Source organism: Kribbella sp. ALI-6-A (assembly GCF_001984195.1).
Taxonomy (GTDB): domain Bacteria; phylum Actinomycetota; class Actinomycetes; order Propionibacteriales; family Kribbellaceae; genus Kribbella.
Genome location: NZ_MTQN01000012.1, coordinates 2,285,803 through 2,311,256, shown reverse-complemented (window position 1 = coordinate 2,311,256; position 25,454 = coordinate 2,285,803). Strand labels below are relative to the sequence as shown.

The 25,454-nt window shown below is 69.6% G+C and carries 26 protein-coding genes and 1 tRNA gene; 11 read left to right on the top strand and 16 right to left on the bottom strand.

The annotated features are described in order from the left end of the window. Positions 1-112: 112 nt before the first annotated feature. The 3 genes from BWI15_RS37585 to BWI15_RS37575 form a co-directional block, all read right to left on the bottom strand. Complete coding sequence (locus BWI15_RS37585; RefSeq protein ID WP_077019213.1) at positions 113-940, bottom strand: MlaE family ABC transporter permease; 828 nt, start codon at positions 938-940, stop codon at positions 113-115. Position 941: 1 nt separating this feature from the next. After that, entirely contained in the window at positions 942-1,715 is a 774-nt protein-coding gene (locus tag BWI15_RS37580; protein ID WP_077019212.1) for an MlaE family ABC transporter permease, read from the bottom strand. 157 nt (positions 1,716-1,872) lie between these two features. Next, positions 1,873-2,820, bottom strand: coding sequence for an ABC transporter ATP-binding protein (locus BWI15_RS37575; protein WP_077019211.1), 948 nt, complete (start codon positions 2,818-2,820; stop codon positions 1,873-1,875). A gap of 280 nt (positions 2,821-3,100) precedes the next feature. Between BWI15_RS37575 and BWI15_RS37570 the strand changes: the two genes are divergently transcribed. Next, a complete protein-coding gene (locus tag BWI15_RS37570) occupies positions 3,101-4,324 on the top strand; it encodes an acyltransferase family protein (protein WP_168197428.1) in 1,224 nt (407 codons plus the stop codon). Next, positions 4,321-5,172 carry an acyltransferase family protein gene (locus tag BWI15_RS37565; protein WP_077019209.1) on the top strand — a complete coding sequence of 284 codons (852 nt, stop codon included), beginning with the start codon at positions 4,321-4,323 and terminating at the stop codon, positions 5,170-5,172. Before BWI15_RS37570 ends, BWI15_RS37565 begins: the two co-directional genes overlap by 4 nt. A gap of 81 nt (positions 5,173-5,253) precedes the next feature. Here BWI15_RS37565 and rplL read toward each other — a convergent pair whose 3' ends face one another. The 6 genes from rplL to BWI15_RS37535 all read right to left on the bottom strand — a co-directional run bounded on the left by rplL (position 5,254) and on the right by BWI15_RS37535 (position 9,984). Continuing rightward, positions 5,254-5,640, bottom strand: a complete 387-nt coding sequence (rplL, locus tag BWI15_RS37560) for a 50S ribosomal protein L7/L12 (protein ID WP_077019208.1) — start codon at positions 5,638-5,640, stop codon at positions 5,254-5,256. A 66-nt stretch (positions 5,641-5,706) separates the two neighbouring features. Next, complete coding sequence (gene rplJ, locus BWI15_RS37555; protein ID WP_077019207.1) at positions 5,707-6,330, bottom strand: 50S ribosomal protein L10; 624 nt, start codon at positions 6,328-6,330, stop codon at positions 5,707-5,709. A gap of 246 nt (positions 6,331-6,576) precedes the next feature. After that, positions 6,577-7,764, bottom strand: a complete 1,188-nt coding sequence (locus tag BWI15_RS37550; RefSeq protein WP_077019206.1) for an MFS transporter — start codon at positions 7,762-7,764, stop codon at positions 6,577-6,579. Positions 7,765-7,815: 51 nt separating this feature from the next. Continuing rightward, the gene (locus BWI15_RS37545; RefSeq protein ID WP_077019205.1) at positions 7,816-8,220 is read right to left on the bottom strand and encodes a RidA family protein; all 405 of its coding nucleotides are present in this window, start codon (positions 8,218-8,220) and stop codon (positions 7,816-7,818) included. Between the two features lie 19 nt (positions 8,221-8,239). Next, complete coding sequence (locus BWI15_RS37540; RefSeq protein WP_077019204.1) at positions 8,240-8,974, bottom strand: IclR family transcriptional regulator; 735 nt, start codon at positions 8,972-8,974, stop codon at positions 8,240-8,242. Beyond that, positions 8,971-9,984 (bottom strand): sugar kinase, encoded by a 1,014-nt coding sequence (locus BWI15_RS37535; RefSeq protein WP_077019203.1) that lies wholly within the window; start codon positions 9,982-9,984, stop codon positions 8,971-8,973. The genes BWI15_RS37540 and BWI15_RS37535 overlap by 4 nt, the downstream gene beginning before the upstream one ends. Before the next feature lie 122 nt (positions 9,985-10,106). Between BWI15_RS37535 and BWI15_RS37530 the strand changes: the two genes are divergently transcribed. The 4 genes from BWI15_RS37530 (at position 10,107) to BWI15_RS37515 (ending at position 15,266) form a co-directional block, all read left to right on the top strand. Then, on the top strand, positions 10,107-11,411 hold the full coding sequence (locus BWI15_RS37530; RefSeq protein ID WP_077019202.1) for an amino acid deaminase: 1,305 nt from the start codon (positions 10,107-10,109) through the stop codon (positions 11,409-11,411). Next, on the top strand, positions 11,411-13,006 hold the full coding sequence (locus tag BWI15_RS37525) for an N-acyl-D-amino-acid deacylase family protein (protein ID WP_077019201.1): 1,596 nt from the start codon (positions 11,411-11,413) through the stop codon (positions 13,004-13,006). The genes BWI15_RS37530 and BWI15_RS37525 overlap by 1 nt, the downstream gene beginning before the upstream one ends. Positions 13,007-13,115: 109 nt before the next feature. Continuing rightward, on the top strand, positions 13,116-13,745 hold the full coding sequence (locus BWI15_RS37520; protein WP_077019200.1) for a bifunctional 4-hydroxy-2-oxoglutarate aldolase/2-dehydro-3-deoxy-phosphogluconate aldolase: 630 nt from the start codon (positions 13,116-13,118) through the stop codon (positions 13,743-13,745). 126 nt (positions 13,746-13,871) lie between these two features. After that, positions 13,872-15,266, top strand: a complete 1,395-nt coding sequence (locus BWI15_RS37515; RefSeq protein WP_077019199.1) for a GntP family permease — start codon at positions 13,872-13,874, stop codon at positions 15,264-15,266. Positions 15,267-15,277: 11 nt separating this feature from the next. Here the strand turns inward: BWI15_RS37515 and BWI15_RS37510 are convergent, their stop codons facing one another. Both BWI15_RS37510 and srmL read right to left on the bottom strand, forming a co-directional pair. Beyond that, the gene (locus BWI15_RS37510; RefSeq protein ID WP_077019198.1) at positions 15,278-16,483 is read right to left on the bottom strand and encodes an MFS transporter; all 1,206 of its coding nucleotides are present in this window, start codon (positions 16,481-16,483) and stop codon (positions 15,278-15,280) included. A gap of 87 nt (positions 16,484-16,570) precedes the next feature. Next, entirely contained in the window at positions 16,571-17,695 is a 1,125-nt protein-coding gene (gene srmL, locus BWI15_RS37505; RefSeq protein WP_077019197.1) for a PheS-related mystery ligase SrmL, read from the bottom strand. Positions 17,696-17,910: 215 nt separating this feature from the next. Between srmL and BWI15_RS37500 the strand changes: the two genes are divergently transcribed. Then, on the top strand, positions 17,911-18,945 hold the full coding sequence (locus BWI15_RS37500; RefSeq protein ID WP_077019196.1) for an alpha-hydroxy acid oxidase: 1,035 nt from the start codon (positions 17,911-17,913) through the stop codon (positions 18,943-18,945). A gap of 51 nt (positions 18,946-18,996) precedes the next feature. Here BWI15_RS37500 and rplA read toward each other — a convergent pair whose 3' ends face one another. The 5 genes from rplA to BWI15_RS37475 form a co-directional block, all read right to left on the bottom strand. Then, on the bottom strand, positions 18,997-19,719 hold the full coding sequence (gene rplA / locus BWI15_RS37495; protein WP_077019195.1) for a 50S ribosomal protein L1: 723 nt from the start codon (positions 19,717-19,719) through the stop codon (positions 18,997-18,999). 93 nt (positions 19,720-19,812) lie between these two features. After that, positions 19,813-20,244, bottom strand: coding sequence for a 50S ribosomal protein L11 (gene rplK, locus BWI15_RS37490; protein WP_077019194.1), 432 nt, complete (start codon positions 20,242-20,244; stop codon positions 19,813-19,815). A gap of 9 nt (positions 20,245-20,253) precedes the next feature. Further along, positions 20,254-20,955 carry a transcription termination/antitermination protein NusG gene (nusG, locus tag BWI15_RS40405; protein ID WP_237771658.1) on the bottom strand — a complete coding sequence of 234 codons (702 nt, stop codon included), beginning with the start codon at positions 20,953-20,955 and terminating at the stop codon, positions 20,254-20,256. Positions 20,956-21,504: 549 nt separating this feature from the next. Further along, on the bottom strand, positions 21,505-21,747 hold the full coding sequence (gene secE, locus BWI15_RS37480; RefSeq protein ID WP_077019192.1) for a preprotein translocase subunit SecE: 243 nt from the start codon (positions 21,745-21,747) through the stop codon (positions 21,505-21,507). A 55-nt stretch (positions 21,748-21,802) separates the two neighbouring features. Then, positions 21,803-21,875 (bottom strand) — tRNA-Trp (locus BWI15_RS37475). A 291-nt stretch (positions 21,876-22,166) separates the two neighbouring features. Here BWI15_RS37475 and BWI15_RS37470 point away from each other — a divergent pair. The 4 genes from BWI15_RS37470 to BWI15_RS37455 all read left to right on the top strand — a co-directional run bounded on the left by BWI15_RS37470 (position 22,167) and on the right by BWI15_RS37455 (position 25,450). Beyond that, positions 22,167-23,360 carry a pyridoxal phosphate-dependent aminotransferase gene (locus tag BWI15_RS37470; RefSeq protein WP_077019191.1) on the top strand — a complete coding sequence of 398 codons (1,194 nt, stop codon included), beginning with the start codon at positions 22,167-22,169 and terminating at the stop codon, positions 23,358-23,360. A 109-nt stretch (positions 23,361-23,469) separates the two neighbouring features. Continuing rightward, positions 23,470-24,525, top strand: coding sequence for an adenosine deaminase (locus tag BWI15_RS37465; protein ID WP_077019190.1), 1,056 nt, complete (start codon positions 23,470-23,472; stop codon positions 24,523-24,525). A 44-nt stretch (positions 24,526-24,569) separates the two neighbouring features. After that, positions 24,570-24,812, top strand: a complete 243-nt coding sequence (locus tag BWI15_RS37460) for a histidine phosphatase family protein (RefSeq protein WP_077019189.1) — start codon at positions 24,570-24,572, stop codon at positions 24,810-24,812. A gap of 68 nt (positions 24,813-24,880) precedes the next feature. Beyond that, positions 24,881-25,450, top strand: coding sequence for a hemerythrin domain-containing protein (locus tag BWI15_RS37455; RefSeq protein WP_077019188.1), 570 nt, complete (start codon positions 24,881-24,883; stop codon positions 25,448-25,450). Positions 25,451-25,454: the final 4 nt, after the last annotated feature.

The following is a 25,454-nucleotide window of genomic DNA, read 5'->3' as shown; positions in this document are numbered from 1 at the left end:
GCCTCCCGTCCTGGACTGAGGAGTGGAGGGAGCGAAGCGACCGGAGCGACGAGGGAAGGACGGGAGTTCAAGCCCCATGACCCGCCGAGCCGGAGGCGAGGCATCAGTACAGTCATCCGGCCAACCTCACCGTGGTCGTCGTCCCCCAGATCGCCATCGACAGCAGCAGGTCCACCACGTTGATCACCACGATCGACGTCCGGACCGCGCGGCCGACCGCGACGCCGACGCCGGCCGGGCCGCCGGTCGCGTGGTAGCCGTGATAGCAGTGCACGAGGATCACCAGCACCGCGAAGACCAGCACCTTGCCGAACGACCAGAGCACGTCGCCCGGCGGTAAGAACAGATGGAAGTAGTGGTCGTACGTGCCGGTGCTCTGCCCGTAGAACGTGGTCACCGTGAGCCGGGTGGCGAAGTACGACGAGAGCAGGCCCACGACGTACAGGGGCACCACCGCGATCAGCCCGGCGATGATCCGGGTGGTGACCAGGAACGGCAGCGACGGGATCGCCATCACCTCGAGCGCGTCGATCTCCTCGCTGATCCGCATCGCGCCGAGCTGGGCGGTGAAGCCGCAGCCGACCGTCGCGGCCAGCGCGATGCCGGCGATCAGCGGGCCGATCTCGCGGGTGTTGATGTAGGCGCTGACGAAGCCGGCGAACGCCGACGTGCCGATCTGGTTCAGCGCCGAGTAGCCCTGCAGGCCGACCTCGGTGCCGGTGAAGAAGGCCAGGAACGTGATCACGCCGACCGTGCCGCCGATCACCGCGAGCGCGCCGGTGCCCAGCGTCACCTCGGCCAGCAGGCGGAGGATCTCCTTGCGGTACCGGGTGATCGACTTGCCGGACCAGGCCAGCGCCTTCAGGTAGAAGGCGAGCTGCTCGCCGAGCCGGTCCAGCGAGTTCAGCGGCTTCTTGATCAGGACGTCCAGGGCCGACACGTCAGGCCCCCTTCGGCGGGACGAGCTGGAAGTAGATCGCGGTCATCGAGAAGTTCGCGACGAACAGCAGCATGAACGTGATCACGACCGACTGGTTGACCGCGTCACCGACGCCCTTCGGCCCACCGCCGGCGTTCACCCCCTTGTACGACGCGACGACCGCCGCGATGAAGCCGAACACCAAGGCCTTCGCCTGGCCCTGCCACAGGTCGGGCAGATGGGCGAGCGCGGTGAAACTCGCTATATAAGAGCCTGGGGTGCCGTCCTGGAGCACGACGTTGAAGACGTAACCGCCCATCACGCCGACCACGCTGACGAAGCCGTTGAGGAAAAACGCCACCAGCATCGTGGCCAGCACCCGCGGCACGACCAGGCGCTGGATCGGGTCGATGCCGAGCACCATCATCGCGTCCAGCTCCTCGCGGATCTTGCGCGAGCCGAGGTCGGCGCAGATCGCCGAACCACCGGCGCCGGCGATCAGCAGCGCGGTCGCGATCGGCGAGGCCTCCCGCACCACGGCCAGCACGGCCGCCGACCCGGTGAACGCCTGCGCGCCGAACTGCTTGATCAACCCGCCCACCTGCAGCGCGATCACCGCACCGAATGGGATCGCCACCAGCGCGGTCGGAATGATCGTCACACTGGCCACGAACCAGGCCTGCTGGAGAAACTCCCGCAACTGGAACGGCCGCCGGACCGACGCCCGCGCGGTGTCCAAGGCGAAGGCGAACAGCGATCCGGCGTGCTTCAAGGGCGCAGTTGCCGACACGGTCACGGCGCCTCCCGGTCCGGTTCGAGGCGCACGCGAAAGGTCGTGGGGCCTCCCGGTCTGGACTGAGGAGTGGAGGGAGCGAAGCGACCGGAGCGACGAGGGAAGACCGGGAGACCAAGCCCCACGACCCGCCGTGCCGGAGGCGCGGCCAAAAGTACGGTCATGTGGCGCCTACCACGTCTGAGGCGAAGGAGCCCGGTGGCGGAGTCACCCCGTTCTGTTCGCACCACTCACCCGGCGGGCGCTGGGTCGGGCGGATCACGCCGCTGCTCGGCAACTGCTGCAGCGGGATCGGCGGCAGCGGCGGCAGTTCCTGGTCGGCCTCGCGGGCCAGCTCGTCGGCGTCCTTCTCCTCGGACATGCCGATCGGGCCGACGCGCTGCGCGTTCAGGAACTGGCGCACCACCGGCTCCTCGCTGGACAGCAGCATCTCGCGCGGGCCGAACATCGCCAGGTGCCGGTGGTAGAGCAGGCCGATGTTGTCCGGCACGGTGCGGGCGGTGTTGATGTCGTGGGTGACGATCAGGCAGGTGGCCTGGGTCATCTCGTTCAGGTCGATGATCAGCTGGTTGAGGAACGCCGTCCGGACCGGGTCGAGACCGGAGTCGGGCTCGTCGAACAGCAGGATCTCCGGCTCCAGCACCAGCGCGCGGGCCAGCCCGGCCCGCTTGCGCATCCCGCCGGAGATCTCGCCGGGCAGCTTTTTCTCCGCGCCGACCAGCCCGACCATCTCCATCTTCTCCATCACGATGGAGCGGATCTCGGACTCGGACTTGCGGGTGTGCTCACGCAGCGGGAAGGCGACGTTGTCGTACAGGTTCATCGAGCCGAACATCGCGCCGTCCTGGAACAGCACGCCGAACAGCTTGCGGATCTCGTACAGCTCGCGCTCGCGGCAGGTGGCGATGTCCACGCCCTCGATGTGCACGTGGCCCTTGTCGGGCTTGAGCAGCCCGATCAGCGTCTTCAGAAAAACGGACTTCCCGGTACCGGAAGGGCCCAGCATCACGCAGATCTCACCGGCGGGCAGCGTCAGCGACACGTCGCCCCAGATCAGCTGCTTTCCGAAGGACTTCGTGAGTCCTTCGACGCGGACTTCTACGCCCACCGGTCCTCCTCACGGGAAAAGTTGGCCCCCGACCGACGACGCTGCAACGAGCCAACGAGGGGGCGGTGCCCTAGGTTACGCACGAGTACCTTTTTCCGTAACCCCTGTTTACCAACAGCTGCCCATCGGCCCGTAACGCTCCGATCACAGCCCGTACGCCGGTCACGCTGTGCGGTCCCGGACCGGACCGCCCTGGTCGGGTACAGTCCTGCGGGTCGCCCTTCGAGGCGGCGTCGAGTCCCAGTCGCCGGAGGAACGTGTGCCGCGGTCAGCTACTTGGTTGAACCGTTTGCGACGCCGGCCGCCGCAAGGGATCACCTCGCCGCAGCACGGGGACCAGCTCCCACATCCGCGCTCGGAGATCCTAGCGCTGACCGGCGTACGGGCCGCGGCGGCACTCGCCGTGGTGCTTCATCACATCGGGTTACCGGCCTCGGCGCCGGAGCCGCTGCGCAATCTGGTCCAGTCGGGCTACATCGGCGTCCCACTGTTCTTCATGCTGTCCGGCCTGGTGCTGGCCTGGAACTACTCGACACTGACGATCGGATCGCCCGGCCGGCTCTGGCGGTTCTACGTCGCCCGGATCGCGCGGGTGATGCCGCTGTACTGGGTCGTGCTGCTCTATCTCGTCCTGCAGCGCGCCGCGCACGGCGTACCGCAGGAGTCGTTGTGGCGGCACCTGCTCGCGATCCAGACCTGGTCGGGCGACTACGCGATCGGCCAGGCCAGCTACAACCCGCCCGGCTGGTCGATCTGCGTCGAGCTCTTCCTGTACGCCGTGTTCCCGTTCCTCGTGCCGCTGGTCGCCTTGCTGTCCAAGCGATTCGGCGCGGCCGGGTTGCTCGGGCTGATCGCGTTCGCGTTCGCGGTGCAGGTGTTCCTGGTCGCGCTGTTCACGGCCGAGGGCTGGGCGTTCCTGTCGGTGAAGGACCCGTCGTCCGGGCATCGCTGGCTGTACCGCAATCCGTTGCCGCGGCTGTCGGAGTTCGCGATCGGGGTGTCGCTGGCCTTCCTGCTGCTGCGCGGATTCAAGCTGCGCACACGGGTCGCCGGATGGGTGCAGGCACTGTGCGTCGTGGTGGTGCTCGTGATCGCCGCGGCCGGGCCGAGTCACGCGCGATGGATGCTGCCCGCGTTCTACGGAGCGATGTGGACCGTGCCCTTCGCCGTCCTGCTGCTGGCGCTGGCGGCGGCACCCGGCGCGTGGTTGTCGCGGTTCTTCGCGACGCGCGCTCTGGTGACGCTGGGTACCGCCAGTTACGCCGTCTACCTGACCCATCGGCCGTTGCTGTCGTTCCTCGGCAAGGACCGCGGCAGCATGCTCGCCGACCCGGCCGGCTGGGCGCCGTACGCCGGTGTGGTGGTGGTCGCCGGGTTGTGCCTGCTGATCGGCGAAGGGGCGCACCGGCTGATCGAGGTCCCGGCTCGACGGGCCGTTCTTCGGCTGGTCCCACGGACGCGCCCTGTGATCACTGAGCGTACGAAGTCAGAGGTGTCGGCGTGAGCGGTCTCACATCCGTCACCGAGGGCGCCGCGCTGTCGCATCCGCGGCCTGAGCTGCTGGCGGCGACCGGTCTGCGTGGTCTGGCCGGGCTGGCGGTTGTTGCGTCGACGGTCGGCGTCTGGCGGGGTGCGCCGGGCTACCTGCAGGACCTGATCACGGTCACGGCCCTTGCCGCGGTGCCGTTCTTCTTGCTGCTCTCCGGCTTCGTGCTCGCGTACAACTACCCCGGACTCTCCTACGCCTCCGGCCGCCGCGTGATCGGCCGCTACGCGATGGCCCGTATTGCGCGAATCGTGCCGCTCTTCGTGATTGCCGGGCTCGCCGTCCTGATGCTCGGCGCCCTGAACGGCAGCGACTGGGTGCGTGCCGTGTACGCCGACCAGACGTGGTTCGTCGGCACGCTGGTGCTCTGCTATCTGGTCTATCCCCTGCTCGCCCGCGTTGTCGCGGCGGCTCCCGGTCGCGCGGCGCTGGTTTCGCTCGCCGTCGCCGGCGCTCTCGCCGCGGTGCAACTGACCACCTCGATCGCGCTCGACCGTTTCCCGCCGGCCTGGCTGCCGGTCTTCACGCTCGGCATGGCGTTGGCCGGTCGCGAACTGCCGGCTCCCCGCTGGCCGGCTCATCCGCTGCTCGTTCGCCTCGGCGTGATCGGTTATCCGCTGTTCCTGCTGCACGCCCTGGTGCTGCACGGCTTCGGCCCGGTGCACGCCGGCACGCTCTCCAACGCGCTGCTGGCGCTGGGCTGGATCGGCCTCACGGTGTTTGTGGCCGAAGGCGCCCACCGGTACGTGGGGGTCCCGGCCCGCCGGGGCATTCTCGACCTGGCCCGCCGCAGCGCGCGACTTTGAGCCGGACAGGCCGAAGGGCGGCCCCTTGCGGGACCGCCCTTCGGTGGTACTGCTGGAGTGTGCGGCTGACAGCCGCACAAGTCACTTGAGGGTGACGGTGGCCCCGGCGCCCTCGAGGGCCTCCTTGGCCTTCTCCGCGGCAGCCTTGTCGACCTTCTCCAGGATGGCCTTCGGCGCGCTCTCGACGAGGTCCTTGGCCTCCTTCAGGCCGAGGCTCGTGAGGCCACGCACCTCCTTGATGACCTGGATCTTCTTGTCGCCGGCCGACTCGAGAACGACGTCGAACTCGTCCTGCTCGACGGCCTCTTCGGCGGCACCGGCGGCCGGGGCCCCCGGAGCGGCCTGAACGACGGGAGCGGCGGCGGTCACGCCGAACTCCTCCTCGAAGGCCTTAACGAACTCCGACAGCTCCAGCAGGGTCAGTTCCTTGAACTGGCCGAGCAGCTCTTCGGTGCTGAGCTTCGCCATGGTGGCGGTCCTTCCTAAACGTCTAGCTGATGATCACTGAATGGGGTGTTGCGTGAGAAAGGCGCGTCAGCTCTCGGCCGGCGCGGTCTCCTCGGTGCTCGCCTCGGCAGGCGCGTCGGCGGGTGCGTCCTGCACCGCTTCGGCAGCCGGAGCCTCGTCCGCCACGGGGGCGTCCTCGGCCGGCAGCTTGTCCTGCAGCGCCGCGAACAGGCGCGCGGCCTGCGACAGCGGAGCAGCGAACAGCGACACCGCTTGCTGCGGGGCCGCCTTCATCGCGCCTGCGAGCTTCGCGAGGAGAACCTCACGCGACTCCAGGTCAGCGAGCTTGGTGATCTCGTCGGAGCCGAGTGCCTTACCGTCCAGCACACCGCCCTTGATGACGAGAAGGGGATTGGCCTTGGCGAAGTCACGCAGCCCCTTGGCCGCGACCACCGGGTCGCCCTTGATGAAGGCGATGGCCGACGGACCCTGCAGGAGCGAGTCGAACGACTCCACCCCGGCGTCCTTGGCCGCGATCTTGGTCAGCGTGTTCTTCACCACGGCGTAGTTCACGTCGTCACCGAGCGTAGTGCGGAGCTCCCGCAGCTGCGCCACGGTGAGTCCGCGGTACTCGGTCAGCACGGCGCCGTTGGAGCTCTTGAAGTTCTCAGTGAGCTCTGCGACGTCGGCAGCCTTGTCCGGCCTCGCCATGGGTCTCCTTCCGCTCTGTCTTCCGACAGAGTTGGACTTGTCTGCCACACCGCCGACCCACAAAACGAAAACGCCCTTGCGCAGGCGCAAGGGCGTGAACATACGAAACTGTCACACTTCCAAGTCACCTGCGCGGGCCGCCCACCTTCGTGGGACCTTCAGTCGCTCTGACACAGATCAGGCGCGACAACCAGCGGTCTTCGGCAGTGTCAAGAGTAACTGTCCGGGCGTGTCCCACCAAATCGGTTACTCCGACGGCTGCGGGCGGGGTGGAATCCAGCGGTTCATCGCCAGTGCGGCGGCCCAGCCGGTCAGACCCATCACCAGGATAGCCGGGGCCAACGCGCTCACCGCCGTCACTGCCGCGAGCAGGAACGGCCCACCCGCGCTGCCGGAGTCCGCGAAGAGCCGGAACGCCCCGAGGAACTGCGCCCGCCCGACCGGCGGCGAGGCGTCCGCGCCCAGCGTCATGATCACCCCGGCACCGAGCCCGTTGCCGACCCCCATCAGCAGGGCGACGGCGGTCAGGGCGCCCGCCGAGTGGGTCAACGGCAGCAACAGGTGAGCGGCACCGAGCACCGTCATCGACGGCACCGCGACCCACTTGCGGCCGAACCGGTCCATCACCGATCCGGCGGGATAGAACAGCAACATGTCGACCGCCCCGGAGACGCCGAAGATCAGGCTGGTGGTCTGCGGATCCAGGCCGATGTGCTCGGCCCAGAGCGGCACCACCACCTGCCGGGACGCCCGGACCGCGCCGACGAGCAGCGCGCCGACGCCGAGGGTTCGCAGAACGGGGAGGTGCTCGCGGATCACCGCGCGGGTGGACTGCACCACGACCGGCCGGGCCAGGCGGTTCCGGCGTACGGACTCGATGTCGGGCAGGCTCAGCAGGACGACGCAGGCCAGCGCCGCGGCGACGAGGTGGACCCAGTAGGCGCCGTCGGTACCGAGGAAGCGCATCACGAAGGCGCCGAGGAACGGGCCGATGAACGAGCCGATCCGCTGGACGCCGCCCAGCGTCGACAGGGCCCGCGCTCGCAGTTCCAGCGGGACGGCTTCGCTCAGGTAGGCCTGCCGGGCCAGACCCCAGACGGAGCCGGCCAGACCGGTGGCGCCGATCGCGAGAGCCAGGCCCCATACGTTCGGTACGACGAGGCACGCGACCAGCGCGACCGACACCAGCAAGGTCGCCAGCAACATCGCGCGACGTTCGCCGATGCGAGTGGTCAGCGTGCCCGCGGGGATGTCGCCGATCACCTGGCCGACTCCGGCTGCCGCGACGACCAGACCGGCCACCGCGAACGACGCCCCGAGATCGCGCGCCGACAGGGCGATCACCGGAGCGATCGCCCCCTGGCCGATGCCGTACAGCAAGGCCGGCAGGTACACCGAGGGGGCGATCTTCCACAGACTGACGGGATCGGCCATCCCGCCTATCGTCCCACCTTCAACCAGTTGATGAGACGGCGGTCCCAGGAGTCAGGACAGAACGGCGAGCGCGTCGATCTCGACCAGCATCTCCTCGCGCGGCAGACCGGTGAAGACCGTCGTGCGCGACGGCAGCACGCCGCTCGGGGTGCGCGCGCCGACGAACTCGGCGTACGCCTCGTTCATCGGCGTGAACAGGTCGCGCGAGGTCAGGTAGACGCGCAGCATCAGCACGTCGTCGAAGCTCGCGCCGCCGGCCTTCAGGATCGCCTCGATGTTCTGCAGCACCCGGGTGGTCTGCGCCTTCACGTCGCCCTCGTGCACGAACGAACCGGTCGCGGGGTCGACCGAGCCCTGGCCGGAGACCTGCAGGATGTTGCCCTTGCGCACGCCCTGGGAGAACACCGGCATCGGGGCGGGCGCGTCGGGGGTGGAAACGGCGGTCTTGTCGGACATCTGGGGGAAAGCCTCTCTTCTAGTGGTAGTCCACGCCGATGGCGGCCGTGGTGGCGAGCAGGTCGGGCAGGAGCTCGAGCACCTGCTCGTAGTTCAGCAGGACGTCGGGTACCGAGATCGAGACCGCGCCGACCACCCGGCCGGAGCGCTCGGTGATCGGGGCGCCGATGCAGTTGATGAACGACTCGTGCTCGGCCCGGTCCTGCGCCCAGCCCTGCGCCCGGACCTTGTCCAGCTCGTCGCGCAACTGGTCCGGTCCGGTGATCGTGTTCGGCGTGAACCGGTGGTACTCGATCGTGCCGAGCAACGCCTCGCGCTGGCGCTTCGGCTGGGCCGCGAGCAGCACCTTGCCGACCGCCGTACAGTGCAGTGCCGCCGGGACGCCGACCTGGGAGTACATCCGGACCGACTGCACGCTGTCGAGCTTGTCGATGTAGATGACCTGCCCGTTCTCGTACGCCGCGAGGTGCACGGTCTGGCCGGTCCGCTGGTTCAGCTGACGCAGATGCGGCGCGGCAACAGCCCGTACGACGTGCTGCTCGCGGGCCGCGTCGGCCAGCGAGAACAGCCGCGAGCCGAGCCGGTAGCGATGCGCTTCGTCACGCCGTACGAAGCGTTCGGCCTCCATCGTGCGCAGCAGGCGCAGCACGGTCGTCTTGTGCACGTCGAGCTCGGTCGCCAACTGATCGAGCGACCGGTCGCCCTCGCCGAGGCTGACCAGGATCTGCAGGGCTCGGCCCAGACTCTGACTCACACCAGACCTCCGACACTGACACCCATCGGACCGACCCGCGTCTCGGCCCACTCCTGTGCCGAACACTCCAGCAGCGCCCGTCGTACGGCGGGCTCCGGCGGTGCGGCGTGGTCGTCCGGCACGGCGAGCACCGCGGCGGCGCTCAGGTGTCCGGAGCGCAGTCGCTGCTCCATCGGCAAGCCCTGCAGGGTCGCGGCCAGGTAGCCGGCGGCAAAGGCGTCTCCCGCTCCGACCGGCTCGACCACATCGACCGTCAGGGCGGGCACCTCGGTCCGTCGCTCTTCGGCGCCCGGCTCGAGTGCGAGCGCGACGTGCGCGTCCGACTTCACCAAGATGGTTGCCCTTGGCCCCAACAACGCGCGCAGCTCGGCCGGGTCACTGGTACCGGCGAAGAGCATCGCCTCGTCCGCGCCGATCAGGATCACGTCCGCCGCGCGCAGCAATCGCCACAGCGGGGCGGGATCCTTGTCCCGCCACAACGCCGGGCGCCAGTTGAGGTCGACGCTGAGGACGAAGCCGAGGGTGTCGCGAAGTGCGGCCAGACGGTCGAGCATCGCGGCCGCCGAGGTGGAGATGGCCGCGGTGATGCCGGTGGTGTGGACGAGTTCGGCGCCGGCCAGCCGGTTGCGGACGGCCGGGCGGTCGAGGAAGCCGGGGTCCATCGCGGCGGCGGCCGAGCCCGAGCGGTAGTAGTGCATCCGGGTCCGGCCGGCCAGCGTGTGCTTCACGTAGAGGCCGGTCGGTCGCAGCGGGTCGTCCTCGACGCCGCCGACGTCGACGTTGCGGGCCTGCAGATCCCGCAGCACGTACCGGCCGAACCCGTCGGCGCCGACGCGGGAGATCCAGCCGGTCGGGATGCCGAGCGCGGCCAGTCCGCCGGCCACGTTGCACTCGGCGCCGCCGACCGAACGGCGGAAGGTCTCGACATCCTCGAGCGGCGCACCGGTGTCGGCCGCCAGCATGATCATCGCCTCCCCGAGACAGACCGCGCGGGGCACCGGGTCGACCATGAGGTGTCCTCTCTCGCAGTCCGTTGACGGGAGTTCTGGCGCGATGCTACAACCGAGTGGTCAGAATGCGCAACGGTCGTTGCATTCTACGCAATCAGCCCAGTTTCTGGAGGAACCAGCCGATGTCAGCTTCCTACGACGCCGCCGCGGTCGCAGCCCTCGCGGACCAGCCGGTCAGCTGGCAGGACAAGGCGTTGCCGCCGGCGTGGTGGGGCCGGACCGTGCGCGAGATCCTCGCCGACCGGCCGCGACTGTCGCAGCTGCCGACTCCCCTGCTGACCCTGTCCGGGCCGGGGATGCGGCACAACGTCGCGACCATGGCCCGGTGGTGTGCCGACCACGGCGTCGAGCTGGCACCGCACGGCAAGACGACGATGGCGCCGGCGCTGTGGGCCGCGCAGCTCGACGCGGGCGCGTGGGCGATCACGCTGGCCAACGGGTTCCAGCTCGGCGTCGCCCGGACGTTCGGCGTACGGCGGGTGATGGTCGCGAACGCGGTGATCTCCCCGCTGCAACTGCGCTGGATCGCCGACGAACTGGCGGCCGACCCTGAGTTCGAGGTGCTGGTCTGGGCCGACTCCGTCCGCACTGTCGAACAGCTCGAAGCGGCGCGATCCGCGTACGTCGGGCCGGACGCGCGGCCGCTCGACGTCCTGGTCGAGATCGGTGGAGCGCAGGGCCGGACGGGCGCTCGCGATGCCGAGACCGCCGTCGCGGTCGGGCAGGCCATCGCCTCGGCGTCCACCCTCCGCCTCGCCGGGGTCGCCGGGTACGAAGGCGCCATCGCTCACGGCGCCGACGAGGCCGGGCTGGAGCACGTCCGCGCGTACCTGCGGTCGCTTGCCGACGTCCACGCCAAGCTCACCGATCTCTACGAAGACGGTCTGACTCCGGTGGTCAGCGCAGGCGGCAGTGCCTACTTCGAGCAGGTCGCGAAGGTCCTCGGTCCCCTTGCTCCCGCCGCCCGGGTCGTTCTCCGTTCCGGCGCCTACATCGCCCACGACGACGGCTACTACCGGCAGATCTCTCCCCTCGGCTCCGCACCCCGCACCGACGGCGACCGCCTGATCCCCTCGATGCACGGCTGGGTCCGCATCACCTCGCAACCCGAACCAGGCCTGGCCATCTTCGACGCCGGCAAACGCGACCTGCCCTTCGACGAGGGCATGCCCGAGCCGCAGCTCCTCCGCCCACGCGCCGAGGGCGACTCCCCCACTCCGCTCACGGGCATGACCGTCAGAAAGCTCAACGACCAGCACGGCTTCCTCACCTTCGAGGGCGAACCTCCGGTGGTCATCGGCGACGAGCTGCGCGTCGGGCTGTCGCATCCCTGCACCGCGTTCGACAAGTGGGGCCTGATCCCGGTCATCGACGATCCGGACGCCGCCGACCCGGTGGTCGTGGATCTGGTCCGGACGTTCTTCTGATGACCGACCTGCAGATCCTCAACGCCACGGTCCTGGACGGCACCGGCGCCCCGGCGTACAGCGCCGATGTCACCGTCGACGACGGGCGGATCACCGTCATCGGTCAAGCCGCGCCGGCTCGAAGGACCATCGACGCCCAAGGGCTGGTGCTGGCGCCTGGGTTCATCGACATGCACGCGCATTCGGATCTGCAGATCCTCGCCAACCCGGATCACACCGCGAAGGTCAGCCAAGGGGTCACCCTGGAGGTGCTGGGCCAGGACGGCCTGTCGTTCGCGCCGATCGACGACCCGACCCGGCAGGCGGTACGCCGGCAGATCGCCGGGTGGAACGGCGAGCCGGACGACTTCGACTTCTCCTGGGACTCCGTGCAGGGCTATCTGGACCGGCTGGATCAAGGGATCGCCTGCAACGCGGCGTACCTGGTGCCGCAGGGGACCTTGCGGATGATGGTGGTCGGCACCGAGAACCGCCCGGCCACCGACGCCGAGCTGGGCGAGATGAAACGGCTGCTGGCGGAAGGACTCGAGCAGGGCGCGCTCGGGATGAGCAGCGGGCTGACCTACACCCCGGGCATGTTCGCGACCACCGACGAGCTGGTCGAGCTCTGCAAGGTCGTCGCCCGGTACGGCGGTTACTACAGCCCACACCAGCGCTCGTACGGCCGGGGCGCCCTCGACGCGTACGCCGAGATGATCGACGTCGCCGAACGCTCCGGCTGCGCGCTCCACCTCACCCACGCGACGATGAACTTCGCGCCGAACCGCGGCCGCGGCGTCGACCTGCTCGCGATGATCGACGACGGCCTGGCCCAGGGTGTCGACATCACCACCGACACCTACCCGTACTTGCCAGGAGCAACAACTCTCGCCGCGATCCTGCCCAGCTGGACCGCCGAGGGCGGCCCGGACGCCCTGCTGGCCCGGCTGCAGAACCCCGAAGATCGGCAACGCATCGCCCACGAGCTGGAGCAGGTCGGCACCGACGGCTGCCACGGCTGCGTGACCGAGTGGAACACCATCGAGATCGGCGGCGTGAAGAACCCCGACCTGGCCGGCGCCGTCGGCAAGACGGTCGCCGAGCTCGCCGAAGACGTCGGCAAACCGCCGTCCTGGGTCTACTTCGATCTACTGGTCCGCGACAACCTGGCCACGACGATCCTCCAGCACGTCGGCCACGAGGAGAACGTGCGGGCGATCATGCAGCACCCGACCCACACCGGCGGCTCGGACGCGATCCTCGTCGGCGGCAAACCGCACCCACGCGCCTGGGGGACGTTCCCGCGCTACTTGGCCCACTACGTCCGCGAGCTCGGCGTCCTCGAACTCGCCGACTGCGTCCACCACCTGACCGGTCGCCCCGCCCGCCGGCTCGGCCTGACCGACCGCGGCCTGATCCGCGAGGGATACCACGCCGACCTGGTGCTCTTCGATCCCGAGACCGTGAAGGACACCGCCACGTTCGCCGAGCCGCGCCGGCAGGCCGAGGGCATTCCGTGGGTTCTCGTCGGCGGTGTCCCGGTGATCGAGAACGGCGAGCGCACCGACGCGCTGCCGGGCCGCGCGATCCGCCGTACGCCGGCCGGCGCGCCCTGACCGGACACCAGTGCGCCCTGACCCGCGCACGGACGACCACCTCGCCCCCTTGCCCTGCACACCGGCCGCCCCCCGGCCCCATCTTCCCGCCCCACCGAAAGGACCCCGCATGACCACCCTGGACCTGCTGCGCACCGACCGCGTGCTGAGCGTCGTCCGCGCCCCGGAGATCGGCGACGCGCGTGACCTGTGCTCCGCACTGGTTGCCGGCGGCATCCACGTGATCGAGCTGACCTTCACGACCCCCGACCTGCCCCGGCACCTGGAGCGGGCCGCGTTCGGCGACACCGGAGCCGTCGTCGGCGCCGGGACCGTGCAGACCGCGGCCCAGGCGCGCACGGCGGTCGAGGCCGGTGCGCAGTTCCTGGTCACGCCAGGACAGGGCCCGGAAGCGGCCGAGGTGGTCGCCGCGGCGCAGGCGGGCGGCGTACCGGTCGTGCTCGGCGCGCTCACGCCGTCCGAGGTGATGACCGCGATCGCGCTCGGCGCCGACGCGGTGAAGATCTTCCCGGCGCACCAGTTCGGCCCGAAGTACCTCAAGGACCTGAGCGGCCCGTTCCCCGGCGTCGCGCTGGTCCCGTCCGGCGGGGTGAACGCGGGCAACGCGCGCGCGTTCCTCGACGCCGGCGCGCTCGCGGTCAGCGCCGGCACCGACGTCGTCTCCCCCACCGACGTCGCCGACGGCCAGTGGGCCGGCATCACCGAGAAGGCGAAGGCCTTCTGCGCCGTCCTCCGCTAGCCCGGAAGCCGTACCGCGCCGGCCCGCTGTGAGGCCGGCGCGATCACGCCGTACGCGCGCGTACGGCGGTTGCACTGCGTTGTCCCGAACGCAGTTCTCATCCCACCCACCCCTCGGAGTCCCCCCATGTCCGAAGCCATCGACTGGCTGCACACCAGCACGCCAGGACTGCTGCTGCTGTGCGTGGTAGCGATCGCGCTGCTGCTGTTCCTGATCATCAAGGTCAAGCTCGAACCGTTCATCTCGCTGCTCGCCACCAGCCTGTTCCTGGCCCTGGCGGCCGGGCTGAACGTCCGCACGATCGTCGGTACGGCGCTGAAGTCCAGCGATTCGCTGCTGGAGAAGGGCTTCGGCGGCATCCTCGGCCACATCGCGGTGATCATCGGCCTCGGCACCGTGCTCGGCGCGCTGCTCGAACGATCCGGCGGCGCCGACGTGCTGAGCCGCCGGCTGCTCAGGCTGTTCGGCCCCAAGGGCACGCCGGTCGCGATGGGCCTGGTCGGCCTGATCTTCGGCATCCCGGTCTTCTTCGACATCGGCATCTTCGTGCTCGCCCCGCTGGTGTACGTCGCGGCCAAGCGCGGCGGCAAGTCGCTCGTCCTGTACGCACTGCCGGTCCTCGCCGGGCTCTCGATGACCCACGCGTTCCTGCCGCCGCACCCTGGCCCGACCGCGGTCGCCGGGCTGCTGCACGTCGACATGGGCTGGCTGATCATCATCGGCCTGGCCTGCGGTCTGCCCGCGTTCGCCGTCGCCGGCGTGCTCTGGCCGCTCTACATCGCGCCGCGCGTCCCGGTCAGTGTGCCGGACGAGTTCGTCGCCGCGGAGGACGTGCAGGACGCCAAGCCGGAGCCGTCGCTGGCCCTGGTGATGAGCGTGATCCTGCTCCCGCTGGTGCTGATCCTCGGCGCCACCTTCGGCACGCTCATTCTCGATCCCGACCGCGATCTGCTCAGCGTCCTGACCTTCCTCGGCAATCCCGCCGTCGCGCTGCTCATCGCGGTCCTGCTCGCCTACTACCTGCTCGGCGTACGGCGTGGCATGACCAACGCGGAGTTCAGCGAGCTCAGCAGCAACTCGCTCAAGCCGGTCGGCATGATCCTGCTGGTCGTCGGCGCCGGTGCCTTCTTCGGTGCCGTCATCTCCGCGACGGGCGTCGGCGCCGCGCTGGCCAAGAGCCTGTCCAGCGCGGGTCTGCCCGTCCTGCTGCTCGCCTACGTCATCTCCTGCGGTCTGCGCATCGCCCAGGGCTCGGCCACCGTCGCCATCGTCACCACCGGCGGCATCGTCGGTCCGCTGCTCACCGCCGACGGATACTCCCAGGCCCATCTGGCCCTGATCGCCGCGGCCATCTGCGCCGGCTCCATCATCCTCAGCCACGTCAACGACGGCGGGTTCTGGATCGTCGCGAAGTACTTCAACATGACGGTCAAGGAGACCCTGCTGACCTGGTCGGTGCTGGAGACCGTGCTCTCGCTGACCGGCTTCGCGATGGCCGCGCTGCTCTGGGCGATCGTCTGAGCAACCGCCCGCTACGTCGCCACGCGGTTGCTCCAGGCAACAACCAGCGCCGCGGCCAGCAGCACGGCCCCGGCGGCGTACGGCGCGGGCGCGGACACCTCGTACAGCGCCGTGGCGGCGGTCGGACCGACGATCGCCGCCACGCCGTTGAAGGCGCTGGTCAGCCCCGCGACGCTGCCCTGCTCGTGGTCCTTCATCAGCAGCGTCGGGCCCGCAGAGCAGCCGGGGATGGAGAACGCGTACCCCAGTCCGACCAGCGCCGCGGCCAGCACGATGACGAAGAAGTTGCCCGCGAACACCAGCACCACGAAGCCGGCCAGGGACAGCGGCAACCCGCAGCGCAGCAACCACGCCGGCGGCCAGGCCAAGCGACGGACGAAGAACACCTGCGCGGTCAGCGAGACCAGACCCGACGCGAGGAAGGCGACACCGCTTCGGTGCACGGTGACCTCCGCGCTCAGCCCGAGCCGGTCCTGCAGGACGAACCCGAGCAGCACCCCCTGAATGCTCAGCGTCGAGAACAGCACGAACCCGATCAGGAGAAACGGCCGAAGCCGCCGGTCCAGCGGGCTCAGTCGCCCCGGTGCGATACCCGTCTCGGCGAGAACCGGCGTCGGCACCCGCAGCTTGAACCAGAGCAAGCAGCCGATCGCCGCGAGCAGAACCGGTGGAACGTAGAGCGGCACCAGCAGCCCTCCGAGCGCGAGCAGCCCGCCGAGCGACGGCCCGACGACCCCCGCGATGCCGAACGACGCGCCGATCATCGCGAACGCGCGGACCCGCGCCCGCCGGTCGACCGTGACGGCGACGACGTACGACTGGGTGGCGATCGGCGTCGCGCCGCTGGCCACGCCGTACAGGACGGCGCGGAACAGCAGCGCGAGCGCGAACGTCACCGCGGCGGGCAGGACCCCGAGCAGACCGAGATGAGCCACGACGGCGAATCCCAGCAGACCGAAGGACGCCCCGAAGATCGACGCGATCAGCACCGGGCGATGTCCCCACCGGGTCACCTGACGGCCCCAGAACGGGCTGACCAGGATGATCGCCAGCGCCGAGGTGGACAGGATCAGCCCGACCTGAAACGTGCTCAGCCCGATCTCCCGGGACAGCGGAGCCATGATCGAGGCGAGTAGCTCGCGGCCGGTGTAGACGCCGATGATGCCGCCGTAGACGTACGGCGTCAGCTGGATCGCCGGGTGCTGCGGCTCGGGCACCTGGCGATCCTCCTGACGCACGGCGACGGAGTCACCGAGCGTTGTCGCCCGGTGACCCCGCTGTCAACGGATCTGCCACAAGTCACATCAGCTCGAACTGATCAGCTCCAGCACCTCACCCTCGTGCAGCTCCCGGTAGACCTGGTCACGCAGTTGGTTGGCCTCGGCATCGGTCAGCGTGTGGTCCACCGGTCGAAGGACCAGCCTGACCAGGACGTTGCGCTGGCCTGGGGTGAGTTGAAGCCGGCTCCGGGCCGCCTCCGGCAGTTCGTCGTACGGCGTCTCGCTGAGCACCTCGACCGCCTCGGCCACATCGGCGGCCGGGCCGAGCGCGTTGCGCACCCGGTCGCCGAGCAGCTCCGGAGACAGATCGGTGTCCGCGCCGACGACCACTGACAGGTCCCGGCGGACGGCGGGCATCGCGGACACCGGCTTGTAGGGCAGAAGATCCAGCATCTGCGAGGCCACCCGCGGATCCGTCGAGCGCAGCAGCCGGATGTCGCGGATCCCCTTGCGCAGCATCATCAGCCGGTCCAGGCCCGGCCCCATCGCGAGGCCGGTCCAGCGCGCGTCGAGACCGGCCCGGCGCAGAACGGCCGGCGACGCGACGCCGCACTCACCGATCTCGATCCACTGGTCGTCGAGCAGGACATCGATCTGCCGGCCGTGCGTCGTGTACGGGTGGACGGCGGGCACGGTCCGGTAGGTCTGGCCGGGCAGGACCGTGCTGACCAGGCGCTCGATCATGTCCTCCAGCTCGGGCTCACCGAGCGGTACGTCGCGGCTGATCCGCCACAGGTCGAGCTGGTGCGGCGTACCGGTGTGCTGCCAGTCGACCGAGTCGCGGCGGTAGCAGATGCCGGCGCAGACCATCAGGACGTCGGTCGAGCTGGACGTCGCGAGTTCGCGCAACGCCGGCGGGATCATCGCCGAGGTGTGGCTGCGCAGAACCTCACCGGTTGAGGCGTACCGGGTGTAGCGGGCGTCCCGGGTGACCGCGTCGGCGGCGTACCCGAGATTGTCGTAGTTGTCGGCGAGCGGAACGACCGGATGGTCGCGCCGGGTCCAGATCTCGGTGTACGGCCAGGCCTGGCCGAGCGCCGTACGGATCGCATCGACGATCAGCTGGAGCGCGTGCGGACCCTGGGCAGGATCGGTGAGGTCGCGCAGGGCGAGGGCAGCGTGGAGTTGCGAGGTGCTGAGAACAGCCATGGGAAGGTCTCCTGAGATGAGCAGGTCCGGGGGAAACGCACACCCCGACCGGCCGCGGTCACCTCAGGGAGAGAGCGCAGCAGCGGCCCACCCCGTCGGCACCACTGTGCCGGCCGGGGCGCGGAAATCGCTGCCCGCACTGCTGCATGCTGACCAGTTTACCGGGTCGCGCACAAGGCGGCCCAGACGTTTCCCCAGGATGCGAGGATCGGCCCATGCGATGGATCGACGGGTTGGAAGCGGCCGCGGCGGAGAAGTTGCCCGAGGCGGTGTACCGGTACTTCCGGCAGGGCTCGGCCGGGGGCTTGAGCGCCGGCGAGGCGACCGCCGCCTGGTCGTCGTACCGGTTCCGGCCGCGGGTGCTGACCGACGTGTCGACGATCAGCACCGGTACGACGGTGCTCGGCACTCCCGTCATGGGTCCCGTGCTGGTGGCGCCGACGACTCTGCAGCGGCAGGCCGATCCGGACGGCGAGGCGGCGATGTCCGCTGGCGTCGCGGCGGCCGGGTCGGTGCTCGGGGTGTCGAGCAACGCCGGGACGACGTTCGCCGACATCGGTGCGGCCGGAGCCGCGTGGTGGTTGCAGATCTACGTGAACCGCAACCGCGACATCACCAAGCGGATGCTCGACGCGGCGGTGGCGGCGGGCGCGCGGGCCGTCGTACTGACTGCTGACACGCCGGTCGTCGGCCGCAAGGAGGACGACGGACCGACGGTCTGGGACGCCGTGCAGCCCGGACATCTGCGGGCGAACATCGACGAGTCGCTCTACACCGTCGACGACCTGGCCAAGGCCGACGACCTCACGCCGGACGTGATCGGCTGGCTGCGTGAACAGACCGGTTTGCCCGTGGTGGTGAAGGGCGTGCTTCGCGCCGACGACGCCCAGCGGTGCGTCTCGGCGGGCGCGGCCGGGCTGATCGTGTCCAACCACGGCGGCCGCCAGCTCGACGGCGCGATCGCCACCGCGCACGCGCTGCCCGAGGTGGTCGACGCGGTCGCCGGGACCGGCGCCGAGGTGTACGTCGACGGCGGCATCCGCCGCGGCGAACACGTGCTCGCCGCCCTGGCCCTCGGCGCCCGCGCGGTCTTCGTCGGCCGCCCCGCTCTGTTCGCCCTCAGCGCCGGTGGTGCCGCCGGCGTCACGCGGATGCTCACCGAGCTGACCGAGGAGTTCGCTCACGCCCTGGCCCTGGTCGGAGTCCCCGACCCCGAGCAGCTGACTTCCGACCTCGTCACCCGCGTCTGAACAAGCGAAAGGCCCCGGTCAGCAGACCGGGGCCTTTCAGTGAGCCGAAGCTCAGGCGTTGTCGTCCTCGCCCAGCAGGTTGCGGGTCACGTTGGGGTCCACCTGGACACCCGGACCCATCGTGGTCGAGAAGACCGTCTTCTTGATGTAGCGGCCCTTGGAGCTGGAGGGCTTCAGCCGGAGAATCTCCTCCAGCGCGGCGCCGTAGTTCTCCACCAGCTGCGCCTCGTCGAACGACGCCTTGCCGATGATGAAGTGCAGGTTCGCGTGCCGGTCGACCCGGAACTCGATCTTGCCGCCCTTGATGTCGGTGACAGCCTTCGTCACGTCCGGGGTGACCGTGCCGGTCTTCGGGTTCGGCATCAGACCACGCGGGCCGAGCACGCGGCCCAGGCGGCCGACCTTGCCCATCAGGTCGGGGGTGGCGACGACGGCGTCGAAGTCGAGCCAGCCGTCGGTCACCTTCTTGATCAGGTCGTCGTCGCCGACGAAGTCGGCGCCGGCGGCCTTGGCGGCCTCGGCCTTCTCACCGGTGGCGAAGACGAGGACCCGTGCCGTCTTGCCGGTGCCGTGCGGAAGGTTGACGGTGCCGCGCACCATCTGGTCGGCCTTGCGGGGGTCGACCCCGAGGCGCATCGCCACGTCGACCGTGGAGTTGAACTTCTTGCTGCCGGCCGCTTCCTTGGCGAGCTTGATCGCCTCGAGCGGGGTGTACAGCTTGTCGAAGTCGATCTTCTCCGCGATCGCGCGGTATGCCTTGCTGCGCTGAGCCATCAGTGGTTCCTCTCTGGGGCGTGGTCCTCGGGCGGCGCTTCGCCCTGCCACAACTACCTAAGTTTTCTGGGTACTACGGGATGAGCCGGTGGCTCACTTGTCGACGGTGACACCCATCGAGCGGGCGGTGCCCTCGATGATCTTCATCGCGGCGTCGATGTCGCGGGCGTTCAGGTCCGGCATCTTGGTGGTGGCGATCTCGCGGACCTGGTCCTTGGTGATCTTGCCGACCTTGTCCTTGTGCGGGACCGGCGAGCCCTTCTGCAGACCAGCGGCCTTCTTGATCATCTCCGGCGCCGGCGGCGTCTTGGTGACGAACGTGAAGGACCGGTCTTCGTAGATCGTGATCTCGACCGGAACGACGTTGCCACGCATGGACTCTGTCTGGGCGTTGTACGCCTTGCAGAACTCCATGATGTTGACGCCGTGCGGACCGAGCGCGGTACCGACCGGCGGTGCCGGCGTCGCGGCACCGGCCTGCAGCTGCACCTTGACCAGGGCAGCGATCTTCTTCTTGGGAGGCATTTCGGGTCCTTAGACTTTCTGGATCTGGCTGAAGCTGAGTTCCACCGGGGTTTCCCGGCCGAAGATCTCCACCAGCGCCTTGATCCGCTGGGCGTCGGCATTGATCTCCGTGATCGTGGCGTGCAGGGTCGCGAACGGCCCGTCGACCACCATGACCGAGTCGCCCACACCGAAGTCGGCGACCTCGACCTTCTTCTTGGCCGCGGTCTTGGTGGGTGCGGCACCCGTCTCGGCTGCCGCCGCCTCGGCCGCCGCCACGACGGCCGGAGCGAGCATCTTCTCGACCTCTTCGAGGCTGAGCGGTACGGGCTTTTGGCTGTTGCCGACGAAGCCGGTCACCGACGGCGTGTGCCGCACGGTCGACCAGGACTCGTCGGTCAGGTCCATCCGGACCAGCACGTAGCCGGGGAGCACGGTGCGCTTCACCATCCGGCGCTGCCCGTTCTTGATCTCGGCGACCTCTTCGGTCGGCACGACGATCTCGAAGATGTAGTCCTCCATGTTCAGGGAGGTGATCCGGTTCTCCAGGTTGGACTTGACCCGGTTCTCCATCCCCGAGTACGTGTGCACCACGTACCAGTCGCCGATCTGCGAGCGCAGCGTGCTGCGCAGCTCCTCCAGCGGGTCGCCCGGCTCCTCCGGCTCGGCCTCTTCGGCCTCGTCGTCGTCCGTCGCGGCGGAGGCGGCGGCGGTCGCCGCGAAGGCGTCCATGTCCGCGTCGTCGGCTTCGTCGTCGTCTTCGTCGTCGTCTTCACCGGCGGAGCTGAAGACGACCTCGTCGGTGCCGGCCGGCTCCTCGGTGTCGTCCGGAGCGGTCTCGGCGGTCTGCGCCCCGAGCTCCTCGGTGGCGTCCTCGACGTCGGCGGTGGTGACCACCTCGTCGTCCTCGGCGGCGTTGGCCGCCGCCACGATCACGACCGGCTCGTCGTCGGAGTCGTCGGAGTCGGCGGCGCCGTCCTCGGCCTCGTCGTCGGCGGCGTACTCGGTCTCGGCGGCGACGTCGACGAACGGGTCGTCGTCGTCGTCATCGGCGATCACGACCTCGTCATCGTCGTCGTCGAGGTCCAGGTCGAGATCCAGATCCAGCTCGACGTCGTCATCGTCGTCGGCGACAGCGGACAAGTCGAAGTCGTCCTCGAAGTCGAGGACCTCGTCGTCACGCTCGGACACGTTGTACTCCGTCATCTGTGCATCGGGTGTTGTCTGTGGCGGTCAGCTCGTGGTCGACCGCTCGGCCGGTGGATCGCCTCGGCGGGAACGTCAGCCGAAGATCTTGAACATCGCCCAGCCGAAGGCCAGGTCGAGCACGGACACGATCGCGATGACGAACACCACGAAGGTCAGCACGACCACGAAGTAGGTGGAGAGCTGCTTGCGCGTCGGCCAGACGACCTTGCGGAGCTCGGCGACCACCTGGCGGTAGAACCGCAGCAGCCGGTTGCCCGACTTGCTTTCCGCAGGCTGACCGGCGCCGGACGGTGCCGGGGTGCGCGTCTCCGTCACGACCTACCTCTTTCGCTAGCGGCGGCCTGACCGGCCCTGCGCCGGTCAGGAGTTGCAGGGCACGAGGGACTTGAACCCCCAACCTTCGGTTTTGGAGACCGATGCTCTGCCAGTTGAGCTAGTGCCCTCTGCAATCTCTCCCGGACGCCGCTGACCTCGATCGACATCCTTCAGGGCATGCCGGATCAGGGCCATCTACGCCCGGACTAGAAGAGTGTACGGGGTGGAAGCCACCTGGTCGAACTGAGGCTCTCCCCGCCACGACCCCCGCCGGGCGCCGTACCGCGAGCAGAACCATACAGCCTTCACCGGGTACAAACGCCACCCACCCCGCGATCGTTCCCCGCTCCCGGGCGGTCGAGGTGTCACCAACCGATACCGAGATGTCACCGCGCGCCCGGTGGTGCCAGGATGGGGCCATGGCTTCCCGCATCTCTGCACGGATTGGTGCAATCTCCGAGTCGGCCACCCTGGCGGTCGACGCCAAGGCCAAGGCGCTCAAGGCGGCCGGTCGTCCGGTGATCGGCTTCGGCGCCGGCGAACCGGACTTCCCGACGCCCGACTACATCGTCGAGGCGGCCGTCGCGGCCGCCCGCGATCCGAAGAACCACCGCTACAGCCCGGCCGGTGGTCTGCCCGAGCTCAAGCAGGCGATCGTCGAGAAGACCAAGCGGGATTCGGGCTACGAGATCGAGGCGGCCCAGGTCCTGGTGACCAACGGCGGCAAGCACGCGGTCTACAACACCTTCGCCACCCTGCTCGACCCGGGCGACGAGGTGCTGCTGCCGGCGCCGTACTGGACGACCTACCCGGAGACCATCCAGCTGGCCGGCGGCGTCCCGGTCGAGGTGCTGGCCGACGAGAGCCAGAACTACCTGGTCACCGTCGAGCAGCTGGAGGCGGCCCGGACCGAGAAGACCAAGGCGCTGCTGTTCTGCTCCCCGTCGAACCCGACCGGCGCGGTGGACACCCCGGAGGCGATCGAGGCGATCGGCCGCTGGGCGCTGGAGCACGGCATCTGGGTGATCACCGACGAGATCTACGAGCACCTGACCTACGGCGACACCAAGTTCACCTCGCTGCCGGTGGCCGTGCCCGAGATCGCCGACCAGACCGTCGTGCTGAACGGCGTCGCCAAGACGTACGCGATGACCGGCTGGCGGGTCGGCTGGATGATCGGCCCCAAGGACGTCATCAAGGCCGCGACCAACCTGCAGTCGCACCAGACCTCGAACGTGAACAACGTCGCCCAGCGGGCCGCGATCGCCGCGCTGGCCGGTGACCTGAGCGCGGTCGACGAGATGAAGGTCGCGTTCGACCGGCGCCGCAAGCTGATGGTGTCGATGCTGAACGAGATCCCCGGCGTCGAGTGCCCGGAGCCGACCGGCGCGTTCTACGCCTACCCGTCGGTGAAGGGCGTGCTCGGCAAGGAGATCAACGGCCGCACCCCGGCCACCTCGGCGGAGCTGGCCGAGATCATCCTGGACGAGGCCGAGGTGGCCGTCGTACCGGGTGAGGCGTTCGGCGCCCCCGGCTACCTGCGGCTGTCCTACGCGCTCGGCGACGACGACCTGACCGAGGGCGTCTCGCGGATCGCCAAGCTGCTCGGCTGAGTTTTCAACTGTTGTACGACGGCCCGCCGGATCGTTTCCGGCGGGCCGTTCGGCGGTCCGGGGACCGCCCGGTTTCCGGCGCCGGGGTGAAGGTCGGTAACCTTCTGTGATGGCGCCACGCGACCTGCGGCTTCTTCCGAAAGCCCATCTGCATCTGCACTTCTCCGGGTCGATGCGTCACCTCACGCTGGTCGAGCTCGCCGACAAGCACGGCGTCCGGCTGCCCGACGCGCTGCGGACCGACTGGCCGCCGGACCTGTCCGCGGCCGACGAGCGCGGCTGGTTCCGGTTCCAGCGGCTGTACGACATCGCCCGGTCCGTGCTGCGCACCGAGGACGACGTACGCCGGCTGGTGCGCGAGGCCGCCGAGGACGACGCCGCGGACGGCTCCCGCTGGCTGGAGATCCAGGTCGACCCGTCCGGCTACGCGAACCGCTTCCGCGGCATCACCGAGTTCACCGACCTGGTCCTGGACGCCGCCCGCGACGCGGCCGCCACCACCGGCATCGAGGTGCAGGTGGTGATCGCCGCCAACCGCACCCGGCACCCGCTCGACGCGCGCACGCTGGCCCGCCTCGCCTCCCAGTACGTCGGCCGCGGCGTGGTCGGCTTCGGCCTGTCCAACGACGAGCGGCGCGGCACCACGTCGGAGTTCGCCCCGGCCTTCCGCATCGCGCGCAACGCCGGGCTGCTCGCGGCCCCGCACGGCGGCGAGCTCTGCGGCCCGGCCACCGTCCGCACCTGCTTGGACGAGCTGGGCGCGGGGCGCATCGGCCACGGCGTCCGCTCCGTCGAAGACCCGGAGCTGCTCAAGCGACTGGTCGACGCGCAGGTCGCGCTCGAGGTCTGCCCGGCGTCCAACGTCTCGCTCGGCGTCTACCAGCGCGCCGAGGACGTCCCACTCCGCCACCTGTACGACGCGGGCGCGCGGATCGCGCTAGGCGCCGACGACCCGCTGCTCTTCGGCTCGCGCCTCGCGGAGCAGTACGAGACCGCCCGCTCGGTGCACGGCTTCACCGACGAGGAGATCGCCGACCTGGCGCGCGGTTCGGTGCTCGCCTCGACCGCGCCGGACGCCGTTCAGAAGAGTCTGCTGGCCGACATCGATCACTGGCTCGGCGTGGACCAGCCTTCCGCGACACCTGCGCCGGCTCCGGCGTACTAGTTGGTGTTCGAGGCGGTCTACTTGGCGCGCCACGGTCAGACGGAGTGGAACGTAGCTACTCGGATGCCGACCGGCGGGCCGGTCGGGTGCTGGACGCTGTTGCCCGGAGCGGATCGCGCCGGCCGCTGCTGGTGTCGCACGAGATGATCGGGCGGATGCTGGCGAAGCAGCTCGCCGGTCTGAGCCCGGCGGAGGCGTTGGGTCGCGACCAGCCGTCCGACGTGATCTACGTGGTGGGTGGCGATCGCACGATCGGGCGGCTGCGGAGTGCGTCGGAGCTCGGCTGAGCGGCTCGGCGTACTGGCTGCTGGGGCGGGTACCGAGGGGTCCAACCGTCACCTGCGAGGAGAAGACGATGGACGCCAGCCAGACCGGGGCCGGGAACGACGTGATCGACGTCCTGACCGCGGATCACCGGGAGTTCGAGCAGCTCGTCGCGCAGCTCAGCGCGACCACCGACCCCGCGGAGCGGCGGGAGACGGCCGACCAGCTGATCGCCGAACTGGTGCGGCACGCGGTGGCCGAGGAGATGTTCGTCTATCCGGAGATGCGTGAGCACCTGCCGAACGGCGAGGAAGCGGTCGAGCACGACAAGCAGGAGCACCACGAGCTCGAGGTGCTGATGAAGCGGTTGGAAGGCCTGGACGCCGGCGACCCGCAGTTCATGGAGACCGTCGCCGAGCTGCGGGACGTACTGCGCGACCACGTGCGCGACGAGGAGGGCGAACAGTTCCCGCTGCTGCGAGCCAACATCCCGGCGGACCGGCTGGTCAGCCTCAAGGACAAGGTGGAGGTGGCGAAGCAGGCGGCTCCGACACGACCGCATCCGGGCGCGCCGAACTCAGCGCTGTTCCACAAGCTGGTCGGGCCCGGGGTCGGGCTGGTGGACCGGCTGCGTGATCGGCTCACCGGGCGCTCGACCTGATGCC

Bases quoted from the DNA above. Each gene is read 5' to 3' on its own strand.
- rplK (WP_077019194.1), bottom strand. From the start codon at position 20,244: ATGCCTCCCAAGAAGAAGATCGCTGCCCTGGTCAAGGTGCAGCTGCAG.
- BWI15_RS37515 (WP_077019199.1), top strand. From the start codon at position 13,872: ATGTCCGAAGCCATCGACTGGCTGCACACCAGCACGCCAGGACTGCTG.
- BWI15_RS37455 (WP_077019188.1), top strand. From the start codon at position 24,881: ATGGACGCCAGCCAGACCGGGGCCGGGAACGACGTGATCGACGTCCTG.
- BWI15_RS37535 (WP_077019203.1), bottom strand. From the start codon at position 9,984: ATGGTCGACCCGGTGCCCCGCGCGGTCTGTCTCGGGGAGGCGATGATC.
- rplL (WP_077019208.1), bottom strand. From the start codon at position 5,640: ATGGCGAAGCTCAGCACCGAAGAGCTGCTCGGCCAGTTCAAGGAACTG.
- BWI15_RS37530 (WP_077019202.1), top strand. From the start codon at position 10,107: ATGTCAGCTTCCTACGACGCCGCCGCGGTCGCAGCCCTCGCGGACCAG.
- BWI15_RS37550 (WP_077019206.1), bottom strand. From the start codon at position 7,764: ATGGCCGATCCCGTCAGTCTGTGGAAGATCGCCCCCTCGGTGTACCTG.
- BWI15_RS37520 (WP_077019200.1), top strand. From the start codon at position 13,116: ATGACCACCCTGGACCTGCTGCGCACCGACCGCGTGCTGAGCGTCGTC.
- BWI15_RS37465 (WP_077019190.1), top strand. From the start codon at position 23,470: ATGGCGCCACGCGACCTGCGGCTTCTTCCGAAAGCCCATCTGCATCTG.
- BWI15_RS37545 (WP_077019205.1), bottom strand. From the start codon at position 8,220: ATGTCCGACAAGACCGCCGTTTCCACCCCCGACGCGCCCGCCCCGATG.
- BWI15_RS37525 (WP_077019201.1), top strand. From the start codon at position 11,411: ATGACCGACCTGCAGATCCTCAACGCCACGGTCCTGGACGGCACCGGC.
- nusG (WP_237771658.1), bottom strand. From the start codon at position 20,955: ATGGACGCCTTCGCGGCGACCGCCGCCGCCTCCGCCGCGACGGACGAC.
- srmL (WP_077019197.1), bottom strand. From the start codon at position 17,695: ATGGCTGTTCTCAGCACCTCGCAACTCCACGCTGCCCTCGCCCTGCGC.
- BWI15_RS37470 (WP_077019191.1), top strand. From the start codon at position 22,167: ATGGCTTCCCGCATCTCTGCACGGATTGGTGCAATCTCCGAGTCGGCC.
- rplJ (WP_077019207.1), bottom strand. From the start codon at position 6,330: ATGGCGAGGCCGGACAAGGCTGCCGACGTCGCAGAGCTCACTGAGAAC.
- BWI15_RS37500 (WP_077019196.1), top strand. From the start codon at position 17,911: ATGCGATGGATCGACGGGTTGGAAGCGGCCGCGGCGGAGAAGTTGCCC.
- rplA (WP_077019195.1), bottom strand. From the start codon at position 19,719: ATGGCTCAGCGCAGCAAGGCATACCGCGCGATCGCGGAGAAGATCGAC.